The 15,886-nt window shown below is 71.2% G+C and carries 14 protein-coding genes, 1 tRNA gene and 3 pseudogenes; 6 read left to right on the top strand and 12 right to left on the bottom strand.

Going from position 1 to position 15,886, the window contains the following annotated elements:
• Positions 1–255: pseudogene (locus B118_RS0111400) on the top strand (IS701 family transposase); the annotation flags it as partial.
• 34 nt (positions 256–289) lie between these two features.
• Positions 290–604: pseudogene (locus B118_RS28185) on the top strand (hypothetical protein).
• Here B118_RS28185 and B118_RS0111390 read toward each other — a convergent pair.
• From B118_RS0111390 to B118_RS0111370, 4 genes and pseudogenes are all read right to left on the bottom strand, one after another.
• Positions 578–1,099: a hypothetical protein gene (locus B118_RS0111390; protein WP_018813196.1), complete on the bottom strand. Its 522-nt coding sequence runs from the start codon at positions 1,097–1,099 to the stop codon at positions 578–580. The pseudogene B118_RS28185 and the gene B118_RS0111390 overlap by 27 nt on opposite strands.
• A gap of 1 nt (position 1,100) precedes the next feature.
• Positions 1,101–1,591: pseudogene (locus tag B118_RS28180) on the bottom strand (peptidoglycan-binding domain-containing protein); the annotation flags it as partial.
• Between the two features lie 386 nt (positions 1,592–1,977).
• A complete protein-coding gene (locus B118_RS31680) occupies positions 1,978–2,871 on the bottom strand; it encodes a hypothetical protein (RefSeq protein ID WP_155253005.1) in 894 nt (297 codons plus the stop codon).
• A gap of 227 nt (positions 2,872–3,098) precedes the next feature.
• On the bottom strand, positions 3,099–3,554 hold the full coding sequence (locus B118_RS0111370) for a MarR family transcriptional regulator (protein WP_018727556.1): 456 nt from the start codon (positions 3,552–3,554) through the stop codon (positions 3,099–3,101).
• 91 nt (positions 3,555–3,645) lie between these two features.
• Between B118_RS0111370 and B118_RS0111365 the strand changes: the two genes are divergently transcribed.
• Positions 3,646–4,623, top strand: coding sequence for an ATP-binding cassette domain-containing protein (locus B118_RS0111365; RefSeq protein ID WP_018813200.1), 978 nt, complete (start codon positions 3,646–3,648; stop codon positions 4,621–4,623).
• The gene (locus B118_RS0111360; protein ID WP_027646564.1) at positions 4,620–5,375 is read left to right on the top strand and encodes an ABC transporter permease; all 756 of its coding nucleotides are present in this window, start codon (positions 4,620–4,622) and stop codon (positions 5,373–5,375) included. Before B118_RS0111365 ends, B118_RS0111360 begins: the two co-directional genes overlap by 4 nt.
• 230 nt (positions 5,376–5,605) lie before the next feature.
• Here the strand turns inward: B118_RS0111360 and B118_RS0111355 are convergent.
• Positions 5,606–5,679: transfer RNA gene (locus B118_RS0111355), tRNA-Thr, on the bottom strand.
• A gap of 152 nt (positions 5,680–5,831) precedes the next feature.
• Between B118_RS0111355 and B118_RS0111350 the strand changes: the two genes are divergently transcribed.
• Positions 5,832–7,685: a metallophosphoesterase family protein gene (locus B118_RS0111350; RefSeq protein WP_027648951.1), complete on the top strand. Its 1,854-nt coding sequence runs from the start codon at positions 5,832–5,834 to the stop codon at positions 7,683–7,685.
• A gap of 56 nt (positions 7,686–7,741) precedes the next feature.
• Here the strand turns inward: B118_RS0111350 and B118_RS0111345 are convergent, their stop codons facing one another.
• From B118_RS0111345 to tmk, 6 genes are all read right to left on the bottom strand, one after another.
• Positions 7,742–8,575, bottom strand: coding sequence for a PSP1 domain-containing protein (locus B118_RS0111345; protein WP_018811829.1), 834 nt, complete (start codon positions 8,573–8,575; stop codon positions 7,742–7,744).
• Positions 8,576–8,639: 64 nt separating this feature from the next.
• The gene (locus B118_RS0111340; RefSeq protein WP_027658070.1) at positions 8,640–9,335 is read right to left on the bottom strand and encodes a hypothetical protein; all 696 of its coding nucleotides are present in this window, start codon (positions 9,333–9,335) and stop codon (positions 8,640–8,642) included.
• A complete protein-coding gene (locus B118_RS0111335; RefSeq protein ID WP_027658069.1) occupies positions 9,335–9,640 on the bottom strand; it encodes a hypothetical protein in 306 nt (101 codons plus the stop codon). The genes B118_RS0111340 and B118_RS0111335 overlap by 1 nt, the downstream gene beginning before the upstream one ends.
• Positions 9,641–9,970, bottom strand: a complete 330-nt coding sequence (locus tag B118_RS0111330; RefSeq protein WP_018222500.1) for a YbaB/EbfC family nucleoid-associated protein — start codon at positions 9,968–9,970, stop codon at positions 9,641–9,643.
• A gap of 129 nt (positions 9,971–10,099) precedes the next feature.
• On the bottom strand, positions 10,100–11,455 hold the full coding sequence (locus B118_RS0111325) for a DNA polymerase III subunit delta' (protein ID WP_018222499.1): 1,356 nt from the start codon (positions 11,453–11,455) through the stop codon (positions 10,100–10,102).
• Positions 11,455–13,599, bottom strand: coding sequence for a dTMP kinase (tmk, locus tag B118_RS0111320; protein WP_269744936.1), 2,145 nt, complete (start codon positions 13,597–13,599; stop codon positions 11,455–11,457). Before tmk ends, B118_RS0111325 begins: the two co-directional genes overlap by 1 nt.
• Before the next feature lie 317 nt (positions 13,600–13,916).
• On the opposite strand from tmk, the gene B118_RS0111315 reads away from it, so the two are divergent.
• Positions 13,917–15,134 (top strand): amino acid deaminase/aldolase, encoded by a 1,218-nt coding sequence (locus B118_RS0111315; protein WP_018222497.1) that lies wholly within the window; start codon positions 13,917–13,919, stop codon positions 15,132–15,134.
• 66 nt (positions 15,135–15,200) lie between these two features.
• Here the strand turns inward: B118_RS0111315 and B118_RS0111310 are convergent, their stop codons facing one another.
• Positions 15,201–15,794, bottom strand: a complete 594-nt coding sequence (locus B118_RS0111310; RefSeq protein WP_018811833.1) for a TetR/AcrR family transcriptional regulator — start codon at positions 15,792–15,794, stop codon at positions 15,201–15,203.
• Positions 15,795–15,886: the final 92 nt, after the last annotated feature.

Below are 15,886 nucleotides of genomic sequence, written 5' to 3'. Positions count from 1 at the left end.
TCCTGGCACCGCTGGACCACCCTGGCGATCCTCGCCCACGCCTTCCTCGCCGCCGCGACCGCGCACCGCAGCCGTCCCGATCCGGCCGGGCTGATCGCGCTGACCGTCAACGAACTACGTCACCTGTTCAACGTCCTGATCATCGAACCCGCCCGCCGCCGCTGCGACCCACTGCTCTGGTCCGTACGCCGACGCCGTCACCAAGCACGAGCCACGACCAGCCACTACGCCCGGCAAGCCCTCACCGAGCCGTGATCACAATCCCCGGCTGGAGTATTAGGGTCGGGGGATGGATGTGCCGTCACTGCCGCAGCGACAGCGGCTGCTCCTGGCCGAGCTGTCCGGTGTGGCACGCCGGTACGGCGTGGGAGACCGGCTGGACGTGCCCCGGACCCAGCGGTCGCCGTGGTTTGCGCAGTCACCACCGACCCGATGCTGCTGGGTATCCAAGCCGGGGTTGCCCTGGCAGACCCATACGGGGGCCAGCGGGCCGACGGCGGAACTACTGCAGGCGGCTGGCGCGGACATGACCATCGCGCGGGAGCACGCAGCCGAACTGCGAGCCCGGTACGAGTCGTCAGGAATCAGCTATCCCGAGGCGTGACGTCTCCGGCGTCACTTGCAGCCCTGCCAGCTGTGCCTCGAGGTCGTTGATCTGGCAGGTCAATGCACTGATCGTCGCCTCACCGTCGGCGGGTTGCCCACGTAGCTGGTCCCGCTCGGCTTGGGCAGCACGTAGCTCCGCTGACAGCTGCTGCTCAGTCAGCTCCAGCTGCGCAATACGTGACTCGAGCCCGACCACTCTCAGCCGGAGTCGCTCGGCCTCGGCTGACGTCGCCGCCAGCGACTTTCGGGCGTGACGCAGCGCCGAGCGAACCTGCTGCAGCTCGGATCGCAGGTCCATGGTGAGTTCCTGGTAGATGTCCTGTCGGATTTGGCCGGTCGTGGCCTGCGCCTGCTCGGCCTGCGCGTCGGCGAGGCGCTGCTGGGCGGCACGGGTCTGCCGGCCGAGGAAGTGCGCGACGACCGGGATGACGAGGCCGCCGCCACCGATCGCACTGCCCGCGCTGATCAACGCGACCTGGACGGCAGAGTCCATTTCAGGTGATTGGGTTGCGGTAGGCGGCGTCCCACGTCTTGCGGCCCAGCAGCCCATCGCGCTTGAGGCCCTGGTCGGTCTGGAACGCGCTGATCAGATCCCGGTACTCCGGCCCGTAGAGCCCGTCGGCGCCGGCCTTGCGCAGGTACCGGCGGCCCTTGCCCGCCGGCCAGCCACGGCGGACGAGCTGCCTGGTCCAGGTGGTGAGCCACTGTCGGTCAGCCTTGCCCCGGAACCGGCGGCGGTAGTGGCCCGACACCGACCTGTCTCCGTCCTGGCGTGGGCCGAAGTAGTGCCCGGTCGGGAGCGGGAACGCCACCACCGGGCCGGGAGCCGGCCAGGGCGGCACCGGTGCCGGCGTGCCGAGCTGGTCGAGTCGCCAGTCCGTCCCCCGCACCGTGTCTGCTGCCTGGGTGAAGTCAGAGTTCACGTGACATTGGTCCGATGCCGGTTCGACCCGGTGTAGGCGTGCGTGGCGAACTGGTGCCGGCGGAAAGAGCGCCGGATAGCTGTGTGTCCTCAGAATTGTCCTCAGATAGTGATCACACGATGCACTTGATCGCCATCCGCCGAACCCAGACATGGCGAAGGGCCTGGTCAGCGGTGTGACCAGGCCCTTCGTTGTCCCGAGCCGCCTGACGGAATCGAACCGTCGACCTACGCTCCTCGAACCCTGTGATCATGGCTTCGTCATCGGCTGTCAGTATCTAGCGCTGAGCTGCGCAAACGACCAGGCAAAGTGATCAACAGTTGTCGCCATTATTCAACCGCTGGCAGGGGTTTTCGGGGGGTAAACGGGGGGCGCAACCAGGCGCGGCGCATCGCTGTCGCCAACGCCTGATTTCGAGAAGCCGGCAGGTGAGCGCCGGCATCATCAATTATTGCGGGGCGACCGGATTGGCCGTGAGCCGCTCGCGCACCTGTTCAGGCAGCAGACCCTCTTGGCTGAAGTGGTTGGCGACCAGCGCCCGGAGTTGGTTGTCATCGAGACCAGGACGCTGAGCCATCAGGTCGCCCCATGCGCGTGCCGCTGCTTCCGCGAGTCCGAGTACGACGTCCGGGTGGACAACATGGACGTGGCCCTCAGCGCCTGCCGCACCGGTGGGGTCAACGGCCGGTTTGGGAGAGACGATCACGGTGGCGCTGTCCGGCGGGGTGTCGGGGACCGCACGATCGGACTTGAGCAGACGAAGTTGATCGCCGGCCTGACGAATGTCTTTCTGTGGCACGAGACCGGACGGCTCGTGGTCACTCTTCGCGTCGATAGCCAGCCAGAGGTGATGGTCCCAGCACCACGTGGAATCGCATCGACCGGAGCCCGGCGGCTTCTGCGCATCGGCCCCCAAGAGGTAGCCGAGCTTGGTCAGGGCAGGCTCGTACACGGTCGGCTTGCGTTCCTTGAGGGCAGCGAGCATCTCCTCGGCCACCGCCGCGACCTTGGGAATGGAGGTGCTTCTCAGTCGGGTTGCGACCGACGCAACTGCGGTTGCGGAAGGGGACGAGAGTGCGGACACCCCAACGGTCGGTATCGGAGCGAGTTCCCGGATCCACATCGAGGGTCTGGCTGCGGCTTCGGCCTGGGCGACAAGAGCGACCGCGTTCTGCCGAAGTGCCTGGTTGGCCGTGGTGACTCCGGCCTGGTCGGCCCAGGTAGCCGCCAGATAGAGCCAGAACGAGCGGTAGCCGCGTAGGGCGTCGCCGCCCTTGCCCAGTTCCAATGCGGCCTCGTTGGCGCGGGCGCTGGCCTCCTGCCATTCGCCCATGCCGGCCAACGACCACGCTTCGACCTCGCATTTGACCGCGGTCGCGGGCCTGCTGCCCCAGCCGGTGCGGGTCGTCGCCGACCGCGCGCAGCAACAGCGCGTACGGGTCGCCCTTCGTTCCGATGATCCATTGCAGGCCGCGCAGGGTCAGCAGGACCCGGCCCAGCTCGCTGTCGGTGAGGTTCTGCGTGGTCGCGGCGGTCATGGCCGCACCGTAGGCGGGGTGACTCGAACCGCTATCGAGCGCCGCCGGTAGGCAGCCACGCCTCGTCGTCGGTGGCGCGGGCGAGCACCCGGCGCAGCAGCAGCCGCAGCGCCTCCCGCTCGTGGTCGCCGAGGTCGGCGGTGAGCCGCCGCTCGACGCGGCCGACCGCGGCGCTCATCCGGGAGATGAGGTGCGGCGCGTTCGGAGTGAGGTCGATGCGGCGGCTGCGCCCGTCGACGCCGGCGGTGCGGCGCAGGTATCCGGCCTGTTCCAGCTGGCCGATCATCTCGTGCGTCGACTGCCGGCTGACGCCGAGCTGGCGGGCGATTTCGGAGGTGGACAGCTCGGGTTCGCGCTGGAGCTGGGTGAGCAGCCCGAACTGTCGGGTGGTCACCCCGTACGGGCGCAGCGCCTCGTCCGCCCACCGGCTGGCGACGGTGGCGGCGCCGGCGAGCAGGTAGGGCAGCAAGGTGCCGTCGTCGTCCACGTTCCCCCTTGTCAGGCTCCCTGACAGAGACGTATGAAACTCCCCTAGCCTGATTTAGTCAAGTGCACAATCCCGATTGGGAGCCGAATCGATGATCCAAACTCGTGCCCTCACCCGGAGCTTCCGGATCAAGAAAGGAGTCGTTGAAGCCGTACGCGGCCTCGATCTGTCCGTCTCCGAGGGGGAGCTGGTGGCTTTCCTCGGACCCAACGGCGCCGGCAAGTCGACCAGCCTGCGCATGCTCACCTCGCTGCTGTCGCCGACCTCGGGAACCGCCGTCGTCGCCGGGCACGACGTGGTCCGTGAACCCGCGCAGGTGCGCCGGCACATCGGTTATCTGGGACAGGGCAACAACGCCGGGCATCTGTACGAACCCCGCGACGAGCTCTACAACCAGGGCCGCTTCTACGGTATGGACCGGCGCGCGGCCCGCCGACGCGCCGACGAGCTGCTGACCGACTTCGACCTGGCGCCGATGGCGCGCCGGCGGGTCGGTTCGCTCTCCGGTGGTCAGCGCCGCCGCCTCGACATCGCGCTGGCGCTGGTACACCGGCCGAGGCTGCTCTTTCTCGACGAGCCCTCGACCGGCCTCGACCCGCAGAGCCGGGCCCACATCTGGCAGCACATCCGGCGCCTGCACGAGTTGCACGGCACCACCATCTCCTTCTCCACCCACTACCTGGAGGAGGCCGACCAGTACGCCGGACGCGTACTGATCATCGACAACGGCCGGGTGGTCGCCGACGACCGGCCGGAGCGGCTTAAGGAGCAACAAGCCAGCGACTGCATCACGGTCACGACGGGCGACGAGGAGTCGGCTCGGCACGCGGCCACGGTCGGCGAGCAGGTGCCGGGCGCACACGGCGCGACGGTGGACGGCAAGACCGTACGTCTGCGGTTGGGAGACGGCGCGGCCGGGCTGCCGGAGTACCTGCGTGCCCTGGAGGCCGCCGGGGTCAAGGCGCTCACCGCGGAGCTGAGCCGGCCCACCCTCGACGACGTCTTCCTCAATCTGACGGGTCGCCGGCTGCGCGAGACTGCCGCCGAGCAGGAGAGTGGCGAGGCATGAAGACGGTGACGGACACCGGGATCGCATTCGCCCGGGAGATGGTGCCCGAGCTGCGGGCCCCTATCGCGCTGGCGGTCAACGCAGTCCTGCCGCTGCTGTTCCTCGCCCTGTTCGGTCCGCTGCTGACCAGCACGCCGGGCATTGGCGAGGGCTCGCCGTGGCAGTGGTTCCTGCCCGGCATCCTGGTGCTGCTCGCCCTGTCCGGCACCGCCGGCGCTGGCGCGAACCTGCTCATGGAGATCAACTCTGGTTCGTTCGAGCGGATGCTGGTCACCCCGATGAACCGCACCGCGCTGCTGGCCGGTCGCACCCTCAAGGAGGTGTTGACCCTGGCGGCACAGGGTGTGCTGCTGATCCTGGTGCTGCTGCCCACCAGCTTCGAGCTGTTCCCGCTCGGCGCGCTGGCCGGGCTGGTGCTGCTGGCCACGTTCGGGGTGGGCCTGGGCGCGCTGTCGTTCACGCTCGCGGTGCTCGCCCGCAAGCAGGAGCAGGTGTTCTACCTCGTCCAGCAGGCGTGCTTCCTGCCGCTGATGCTGCTCTCCGGAGTGCTGCTGCCGATGAGCCTGGCGCCGTCGTGGCTCTACACGGTCAGCCGGTTCAATCCGGTGGCCCACATTGTGGAGGCCGAGCGTGCGCTGTTCGCCGGCCGGTTCGCCGAGCCAGCGGTGCTGTACGGCGGCGTGTGCGCCCTGGCCATCGCCGGTCTCGGCCTGTTCTTCGGTGCCCGGGTGATGCGCGACGTGCGCGTCTGACCCACCCGCGGCGGTGCTCAGCTGGCCGCCGCGAGGAAGCGCCCGGTGGGCCCTGCGGCCTGCCGTAGGCCGCGCGGACAGCCACCAGCGACCCAAAGCCGACACATCGCCCCGCTGGCGAACCTGGTCGCGCCCGCGCGTTTCTGGGGGTTTTCGGGGGGTGATTCAAAACTACATAGATAAACATGATGCCCTGACCCAGCATTCCTGCTGGTCAGGGCATCACTTCGAGCCGCCTGACGGAATCGAACCGTCGACCTACGCATTACGAGTGCGTCGCTCTAGCCGACTGAGCTAAGGCGGCAACGATCAGCAAGTGTACGCCACCCGCCCGGACCCGCCGATCGGGATCCCCACCGGGACCGCGCGGCCATGCGCGGCACCTTCCCGAACGGGATCGCCGAAACCGACGTTCTCCGGACAGCGCCGCCGAGCCGGCCGCACTACGCTGCGCAGATGACGGACGACCATGCTGCTGGTCCCCCAGACCAGCATCCCACTTCGCACGGGTCGGCCGGCAACGGTGACCAGGGCGAGACGGACCCGGGCCACCGGGCCGCTGGTCCGGGGCCGGCAGCTCCGACGCCCGGGTCACCGCCGAGTGGCCCACACGCCAGCGAGGCGGCCGGCGGCGAGCCGGCGCGCCGCCCCCGCAGCACCGACCCGCTCGAGCTGGGCTTCACCCCACGCAAGCCGGTGCCGTGGCTGGCGCCGCTCCTGCTGATCAGCACCGGTCTCCGGACGCTGCTCGCGCTGCTGTTCGGGGCCTACCTGGACAAGCGGGAGCTACAGCACACCTTCGACGCGACGGTGACCCGGCAGGTCGGGCCGGACGGTGGGCTCTGGCTGGACTACGTCGCCGACCTTGGTGATGGCTTCGACGCCACCTACTCGGTGGCGTACCTGCTGGCCCAGCGGGAGCTGACGGTGGACGGGCACCGGCTGCCCCGGGCGCGGGTGCTGGTGCTGGGGGGTGATCAGGTCTACCCGTCGGCGGCCTTCGACACATATGAGGACCGGTGCAAGGGCCCGTACCAGGCCGCGCTGCCGGTCACCCCGCCCGAACAGCCGACGCTCTTCGCGATTCCGGGCAACCACGACTGGTACGACGGCCTCACCGCGTTCCTGCGCCTCTTCGTCCGGTCCCGGGACCGGCACTTCGGCGGCTGGAGAACCGCGCAGACCCGGTCGTACTTCGCGGTGGAGTTGCCGGCGGACTGGTGGTTGTTCGGCCTGGATGACCAGTCCGGCTCATACCTGGACGACCCGCAGCTCAGCTACTTCGACTCGGTGGCGGAGCGGCTGGGGCCGCGGAGCCGGGTGATCCTGGCCGTCCCGATGCCGACCTGGGTCAAGGCCACCACGAAAGACCCCTCGGCGTACGACTCGATCGACTACTTCATCCGCACCATCGTCGCGCCGACCGGGGCCCAGGTACGCCTGCTCATCTCCGGCGACCACCACCACTACGCCCGTTACGTGGGGCCGGACCGTCAGCTGATCACCTGTGGTGGCGGCGGCGCGTACCTCTATCCGACGCACCTGTTGCCCCAGCGCATCGAGGTCCCGCCGAAGGAGACGCTGGCGCGGCGGGCGAGCGCCCCGCACTCCTACGAGCTGGCGGGACGCTATCCGGACGCGGCGCAGTCCCGACGGTACGCCTGGGGTATCTTCCCGCGGCTGCCGCGGCGCAACCCGGGCTTCGCCACGCTGCTCGGCGCCCTGTACACGCTGCTGATCCTGTCGATGGTCGGCGTCTACACGAACCACAACGGCACCCAGCTACGGCTGTTCAGCGTTCCGTTGGTGGCGATGCTGTTGGTGACCCTGACCGCGACGGTCCTCTTCGCCGAGGCACCCGGTGCCGTGCAGCGACGACTCCGGCACTGGCTGCTCGGCCTGGGGCACGGCCTGGCCCATCTGGGATTGGCGGCCGCCGGCACCTGGGTGTGGCTGGCGCTGCCGTTCCACGACTGGCCGTGGCCGTTGTCGGTGGTCGCCGCGGTTGTCTTCTTCGGCTCGGTGGGCGGGCTGGTGGCCAGCCAGTTGGTGGCGGCGTACCTCCTGGTCGCCAGCGCCTTCGGGGTCAACGGCAATGAGCTCTTCGCCGGGCAGGGGATCGAGGACTCAAAGGGTTTCGTCCGCATGCGCATCGCCCCGGAGGGGACGTTGACGATCTACCCGATCGTGGTGGATCGGGTGGGCCGCCACTGGCAGGTCAACCCCGACCAGTCGGCCGAAGCGTCGTGGCTGGTCCCGCGGACCCCACTGGAGCCCCGCCTGGCCGAATCCCCGGTGATCCTCCGCTGAACCACGGCCGCGCCGCGGCCGTGGTTGCCGCGGTCACCGGTCAGCCGCAGCCGCGCTCAGTCGCGGTCGCGCGACTCGTACGCCTGGCGCGATCCGCAGACGTCGGAGAGCGCGCACCGTCGAATCGATCCGTCGGCGATCTGCCGGACGGTGACCGTCTCGCTCGGTGGATGCCGGGACACGACCTTCGCTGTGCCCGCTGGTGTCTCGACCCGCTGACCCGAGGCGGGGTAGGCACCGCTGCCGGAGTACAGCGGATGCTCGAACTTGAGGCAGCACATCAGCCGACCGCACGCACCGGAGATGCGCAGCGGGTTGAGGGGCAGGTCCTGGTCCTTGGCCATCCGGATGGTCACCGGCTCGAAGTCGGTGAGGAAGGTGGCGCAACACAGGTCCCGCCCGCAGGAGCCGATGCCGCCCTGTACCCGGGCCGAGTCACGGGCGGAGAGCTGACGCAGCTCAACCCGGCAGCGCAGGGTCGCGCCGAGGTCCCGAACCAGCGCCCGGAAGTCCACCCGGTGCGGGGCGGTGAAGTAGATCGTGGTTCGCTCGCCGCCCTCCGTCGCACTGCGCACGTGGTCCACGGCGACCACCTTCATCGGCAGATCGTGCTCGCGGATCAGGCGTTTCGCCGCGACCTTCGCCTCGGCTCTGCGTCGGCGCAGCAGCTCGTCGCGGCGCAGATCCTCCGCCTGGGCCAGCCCGGCCAGACGGGGGAACCCCTCAGTGTCGTCGGAGGTCCACTGGGCGGCCCAGACGCACTCGGCCACCTCGGGCCCCTCGTCGGTGGGGACCAGTACCCTGTCGCCGACCTGGGGCCGAAACTCACCCGGATCGAAGTAGTACAGGCGCCCGTACCGGTGGAAACTGACCGCGCAGAGCATGCCCATACTCTCACCCTACGTCGCTGTCGGGCCCGTTCTGGGCCACTACTCTCGGCCGGCGCACGGGTGCTCACCATCCGACGTGGGTCGGGGTGTCGTAGCGGGGGGTTTCGATGACCGGCGACCGCCAGGGGGACTCGGCCAGGTTGGGCCCCCAGTGCCGCAGCAGTGTCTCCACCCCGTCGTAGGCGGCGGAGAGCACCGCCAGCACCCGCGCGGCGATCTCGGCCGCCTCGACCTCGGCCGCGGGATGTGGCACCGACACCGCGAACTGCGCCGAGGCCGCGGTGGGTGCCGACGTCGCGGCGACCACGGCCACCGCCTCGGTCGATCCCAACGCGCCGGCCAGGGTCCGGGCGAGGGTACGCCGGCTGCCCTCGATCCATTCGGCGATGGCGTCGGCGTAGCCGGCGGTCGACTCCAACCGCCCCACCAGGCTCTCCGGCCCCTCGTCGAAGTGGCGCAGCAGCGCGGCCCGATACTCCCCGAAGGCGGTCGCCGCGGCGCCGGACCAGAGCACCGGTTCGGTGAGCGCGGCGGAGGCCTCGTCATACCCCCGGGCCAGCTGACGCACCGATCGACCCGCATCGGAGAAGGCCGCGGCGGGTAGCTCCAGGAAGCTCCGCACCGCCGCACCGGGGAGCACCTGCATCCGGCGCAGCAACGGCCAGACCCGGTGCCCCTCCGGGGCACCGGTGGCGAGCAGGATGTCGACCCGACGCAGCAGGTCAAGGCCGGGCTCGGCGAGTCGGTCCAGTGGGTCCATCACGTCTCCCCCAGGAACTGCCAACGAGTGTCCTGGTCGGTCTCGACGTAGTTGTCGGCGGCGGACCGGACGGCGGCTGCCACCGCGGCCAGCCGCTGGGCGGCCAGGTGTGCCTCGCGGGCACGATCACCGGTGGCGGCCGTCCACTGCCGGTGCAGGGCCCGGCCGATCTCGCCGGGTCGTCCCACCGCATCGCCGCCGAAGGCGACCCCCGGCGGATCGGTGGCCGGCGCAGCGTAGGAGAGGTCGGTCAGCGTGTCGCTCGCCGCCTCCAGCCGACCGGCGAGGGAGCGCAACGTCTCCATTCACGCCCCCGTGAGCGGGCGGTAGGCGGCGAAGGTCTCGTTGTGTAGCTTTTCCCGCGCCCACTGCGCGGCGTCGGCCGCGGCGGCCACCGCCGCCTGCACGGAACCAGCGATGTCGCCGGGCCGACGGTTCTGCAGTGTGCCGAGGAACCGCACGCCGGTGATCCGCCCCGCCGCGGTGACCGCCACCTCCACCAACCCGTCCGGCGAACGGACCGTGACCTCGACCGTCGTCACCGCCTGGTCGAACTCGGACTGCAGGGACTCGATCCGGCGGTAGCGCCGCACCGCCTCCTCGATCCAGGTTTCGTCGATCTCCCCCCGCGGCATCGGCGTCCTCCCACACTGGAATAACTCAGCGTCACCCCCGCGTCACTTTGGCACCCGGACCGTACCGCACCGAAGTGGAGCGTGTCGATGCCGCGGAGCTGCCCAGCCCGCGGGGGCAACCGGCGCTGGTCAGCCCTTCCAGAGGGCGAGCATCATCGCCTCGACGGCGATCCGGGGCTTGACGTTCGCCTCGATCGCGGCCCGGCAGGCCAGGACCGCCTCCAGGCGACGCAGCACGCCGTCGGCGTCCCACTTGCGTGCCCCCGCCTCGGCGACCGAGGCGGTGTCGGTGTGTACCGGTTCGACCGGGGCGCCCAGCGCCATCGTGAGGGCGTCCCGGTAGAAGCCAGCGAGGTCCACCAGGGCCCGGTCCAGGGCATCCCGCTGCGCCCGGGTGGCCCGGGACTTCTGCCGCCGCTCCAGCTCCTTGACCTGCCCGGCGGCGCCCCGGAACGCGCTGGCCGCCCGACGGCCGGTGCCGCCCGCGCCGAGGGCCGTCTCCAACGCGGCCCGTTCGGCCGCGTCGGTGTCCGCCACCAACGCCGCGGCCTCCGCCTCGGCGGCTCCGATCAACGCGGCGGCAGCATCGATCGCCGCGCCCACCCCGGTGAGCTGACGGGGCACCGCGAGCACCGCTTCCCGGCGGGTACGCGCCTGCGGGTCACGGGCCAGCCGCCGGGCCCGCCCGACATGCCCCTGGGCCGCGGCAGCCGCCCAGCTCGCCACGTCGGGCTCGACGCCGTCCCGCCGAACGAGCACCTCGGCGACCGCCGCCGGTGCGGGCTGCCGCAGGGGTACGACCCGGCAGCGCGACCGGATGGTCACCGAGATGTCGTCGGGGTGGATCGACGGCGCGCAGAGCAGGAAGACCGTTCGGGGGGGTGGCTCCTCCACCGCCTTCAACAGGGCGTTGCCGGCAGCTTCGGTGAGGCGGTCCGCGTCCTCGATGACCACCACCTGCCACCGCCCACCGGAGGGGGTGCTGGCGGCGCGAAGCACCAGGGCGCGCATCTCGTTGACGCCGATGGAGAGCCCCTCCGGTACCACCAGCCGGACATCGGCGTGGGTACCGGCCATCGTGGTGTGGCAGCCGGGGCAGGTGCCGCATCCGCTGCCGTCCCCGCACTGGAGTGCCGCGGCGAAGGCTCGTGCGGCGACCGACCGGCCCGACCCGGGCGGCCCGGTGAAGATCCAGGCGTGCGTCATCCCCGCACCCGGTTCACGCTCCGCCGGCTCGGTCGCACCGACCTGCGCCGGGTCGCTCCCGAAGGCGGGAGCCGAATCGCCACCAGGGGCCGGATCCGGGTCGCCACCGGAGATCGGAGCCGGGTCACCACCAGAGGTGGGCGGCGGGTCAGTCGAGTCGGTCTGCGCCGCCAGGCCGGGCGGCCCGGCACGGAGCACGGCGGCGGCGTCCGCTGCCGCCCGCCGCAGCACGTCCACCGCCTCGTCCTGGCCGACCAGGTCGGCGAAGACGTCTGGCATCAGGTCCGACGCTCCATCGTCACCAGCTTCGGATCGGATAACTCGGAGTGGACCGCGGTGTCCGGCCCGCTCCCCGCCGGCGGGTTCGGTCCGCCCGCCGCGGGTGCGTTAGCCGCCGGCCCACTCGCCGCCGGCGGGTGCGGACCGCTGCCCTGAGCGCCGAGCAGCTCGCCGACCCGCCGAGCCACCTCGTCGGCGATCTCGTCGGTTGGCCGGGCGGCGTCCAGCACCAGGTAACGCCTCGGGTCGGCGGCGGCGAGGTCGAGGAACGCGTACCGGACCCGTTCGTGGAAGCTGACCGACTCGGCCTCCAGGTGGTCGGGGGCCCCGCTCCGGGCAGCCACCCGGGACAGCCCGGCACTCGGGTCAATGTCCAGGAGCACCACCAGGTCGGGCTTGAGCCCGCCGGTGGCCCAGGAGGAGAGCCAGGAGACCTCGTCAACGGGGAGCGTCCGCCCCGCACCCTGGTAGGCCAGGGATGAGTCGATGTAACGGTCGCTGGCCACGACGGCGCCCCGGCGCAGCGCCGGCCGCACCACGGTGGCCACGTGGTGGGCCCGGTCGGCGGCGTAGAGCAGCGCCTCGGCGCGGGGGGAGGGCACGTCGGAACCCGGCTGGCCGAGCAGCAGGGACCGGATTCGTTCGCCGACTCCGGTGGCGCCGGGCTCGCGGGTGACCACCACGTCCCGCCCCTGGTCCCGCAGTCGGTCGGCGAGCAGGGCGAGCTGGGTGGACTTGCCGGCTCCCTCGCCCCCCTCGAAGACCACGAACAGCCCGGCGGAGGCGAACGGCTCGGCTGGCGTCAGCGGTCGCCCGCGCATCGAGCCCCACAGGTCGGCTAGGACGGGAACGCCCTTCTTGTCGTCCATCTGCCTGAACGCGCTGATTCCAGCGAAGACGCCCGCCACCCCCGCGGCGAGCAGCAGCAGCCGGGTGGACGAGATCGAGAGGCCCAGGTTGGCGATTTCGAAGCGGCGGGAGCCACCAACCCCGGCGAGCAGGCTGCTCAACGCGATGGCCAGGATCAGCACCAGCCGGGTACCGATCTGCACCACCGCGAAGACCCGCCCCCGCACCTCGTCGGCGATCTCACCACCGAGCAGCGTGGTGCCGGCGAGGAAGGCCATGCCGGCGCCCGCGCCGACCAAGACCGCACCGACCATCGCCATGGAGAGGTGGATGGCGAAGGCCAGGGTCATCACCGCGGCGCTGGCGAGCACGATGCTCATGCCGAACCAGCGCCGCCGGGACATCTCCTTGACGATCATCGGGCCGAGCCCGATGCCGATCGACAGGCCGATGAAGATGGCCCCGAACAGTAGGTAGAAGGCGGCGTCACCGGCACCGAGCGAGTTGGCGAAGAAGCGGGCCGTGCCGATCACGATGCCACCACCGGCGAAGGCGCCGAAGATGCCCAGCACCAGACCCCGGACCAGCGGGGTCTGGCCGATGAACCGCCAGCCGTCCTTGAACTGACGCAGCATGCTCTGCTCGGTCTGGTCCCGCTTGGCGGCGGGGCCCTGGCTGATCTCCCGGATGCCGTACGCGACCACCACGGCGGTGGCCAGCCGGGAGAGCGCGTTGAACCAGAGCGCGAGCTGGGCCGGCTCGGCCCAGTCCGGAGCGGCACCACCGGTGGCGGCCCGGACCACGCCGTCCAGCGCGGCGAGGACGATCGCCGCGACGACCGGGGTAAGGCCGTACGTGGTGATCAGCGTGAGCTGGTTGGCCGCTTCGAGCCGGGCCCGCGGGATCAGGTTCGGGACCGCGGCCTCCTTGGCCGGAATCCAGAGCAGGGTGATCGACTCGATCAGGAACGTGGCGATTGTGGCCCACCCGACCACCACCGCGCCACTCGCGCCCAAGACGGCGACCAGCGGGATCGAGGCGAAGAGCAGGAACCGCAGCAGGTCGCAGATGACCATCGTCCAGCGGCGGTCGAACCGGTCGGCGAAGACGCCGGCGATCGGGCCGAGGACCAGCGCCGGCAGTAGCCGGATCGCGATGACCGTGCCGAACGCCGCACCCTTGGCGGTGTCCCCCTCCACCTGGGAGGCGGCGAAGACGGAGGTGGCGAGCAGGCCGAACCAGTCACCGAAGGAGGCGGCACCGAGCACGATCCAGAGCCGCCGGAACGGACGGATGCGCAGGACTGAGCGGATCGCGGCATAGCCCGAGTGGTCGGGCTGGCTGGCCGGCGCCGCGGTCCCGGACGGGCCCGTCGGTCCGGACTCGGCGGCGGGCGACGAACCGTTGGCCGACTCGCCGTTCTGCTGGCTTTCGATGGCCGTACCTCCACGTGGCGACCCGTTGCCGGGCGGTCTCGGTGCAACACTCTAGCCCCGGCCCGATGGCATCCCGCTATGACATTCCCCTGCTCGCCGAGCCTAGGCGGGGGTGTCCACCGCCCGCAGCCCCGCCCGAGGCGAGGTGCTTGGGCATCGACCCCGGTCCGGCTAGCGTGCACCACGTGGCCCCCGACACCGCGGAACTGCGCGCCCGACTCGACCACGCGACCGCTCACCTCGACCCGCCGTACGCGGTGGTTGACCTCCGGGCGTTCGACGCCAACGCCACCGCCCTCGCCGAGCGCGCCCGCGGTAAGCCGGTCCGCCTGGCCAGCAAGTCCGTACGCTGCCGGACGCTGATCTCCCGGGCCCTGGCCACCCCCGGCTGGGCGGGTGTGCTGGCGTTCACCCTCGCCGAGGCGCTCTGGCTGGTCCGCTGCGGGATCACCGACGACGTGGTGGTGGCGTACCCCGCGACCGACCGGGCCGCGCTCGCCGAACTGGCCGGTGATCCGACGCTCGCCGCGGCGGTGACCCTGATGATCGACGATCCCGCTCAGCTCGATCTGGTGGACGCCGTTCGCGCCCCGGGTCGCCGACCCGAGCTGCGGGTCTGCCTGGACCTGGATGCCTCCTGGCGACCGCTGGGCGGGCGGCTGCACCTCGGGGTGCGCCGCTCGCCGGTACATGATCCGCGGGCGGCCGGTGCGCTCGCCGCCGCCGTCGCCGCCCGACCCGGGTTCCGGCTGGTCGGACTGATGGCGTACGAGGCGCAGATCGCCGGAATGGGCGACGCGCCGCCGGGGCGGGCGCTGCTCGGCGCGGCGATCCGACTGGTTCAGCGCGGATCGTACCGGGAGTTGCTGGCCCGCCGGAGCGCGGCGGTGGCGGCGGTCCGCGAGCACGCCGAGCTGGAGTTCGTCAACGGTGGTGGCACCGGCAGCCTGGCCGCCACCAGCGCCGACCCAGCGGTTACCGAGGTCGCCGCGGGGTCCGGACTGTACGGGCCGACGCTGTTCGACACCTACCGGGCCTGGCGCCCCACCCCCGCCGCCTTCTTCGCCTGCGCAGTGGCGCGCCGGCCTGCGCCGGGCTACGCCACCGTGCTCGGCGGCGGCTGGATCGCCTCCGGGCCGGCCGAACGCAGTCGCCTCCCCCGCCCGGTCCTCCCGGCCGGCCTCCGGTTGGTCGGCGCGGAGGGCGCCGGTGAGGTGCAGACTCCGCTGACCGGCCGGGCCGCCGACACGCTTCGGATCGGCGACCGGGTCTGGTTCCGGCACGCCAAGGCCGGCGAACTCGCCGAGCATGTCAACGAGCTCCTCCTGGTGGAGACGGAGACCGTCGCAGCGGCCGCCGCCACGTACCGCGGTGAGGGGTGGGCCTTCCTCTGAAGACCCACCCCTCACCGGGGCCGGAGCCCGAACCGGTTTGACACGGTCCGGGCGGGTGGACACCGATCAGGCTGGCTGGCCGACGTCCACCGGCCGGTCCACGCCCCCCCGAGCGTCAACCTGGCGGTACAGGTACTCCCGAATCAACGCCTTCGCCTCGACCAGCACCCGGTCGTCGCCCTCCTGCCGCCGGCGGAAGGCCAGCTGGATGAGCGCATCAGCGCCCTCGACCGCGATCTCGAGATGGAACTGGAGCTCCGGGACGTCGGTGAGTCCGAAGCGCTCGGTGAGGACGCGGGCGAGTTGATCCGCGATCACCCCGTTGTTGTCCCGCTGCTCATCGAGCAGGTGCAGGTCGACCACGTCGCCGAAGTGCAGGGTACGGAACCCGGGAACGGTGCGGTGCATCGTGATGTACTCGTCGATTGCCGCGTCAACCCCATCCCACCAGTGGGTCAGGTCATTCGAGGCGAACCTCTCGTCGAGCCGCTGGAGATAGGACTCCATCGTGCGCAGGGTCAACGCCTGCACGATCGCCCGCTTGTCCGGGAAGAACTGGTAGACCGACCCAATCGCCACCTCGGCGCGCTCGGCGAGCAGCGTCGTGGTCAGCCCCTCGTACCCCACCTCGTCGACGAGCTCCGCACAGGCGTCCAACATTCGCTGGACCCGAGCGACACTTCGACCCTGCACCGGTACGCGGCGCAGCGGCCCGGTCGTGGCGGCTGGTGTGGACACTCGCCACCCCCCTT

This window comes from Salinispora pacifica CNR114 (genome assembly GCF_000514775.1).
Lineage (GTDB): Bacteria > Actinomycetota > Actinomycetes > Mycobacteriales > Micromonosporaceae > Micromonospora > Micromonospora pacifica.
This window is presented reverse-complemented; position numbering and strand designations above follow the sequence as displayed.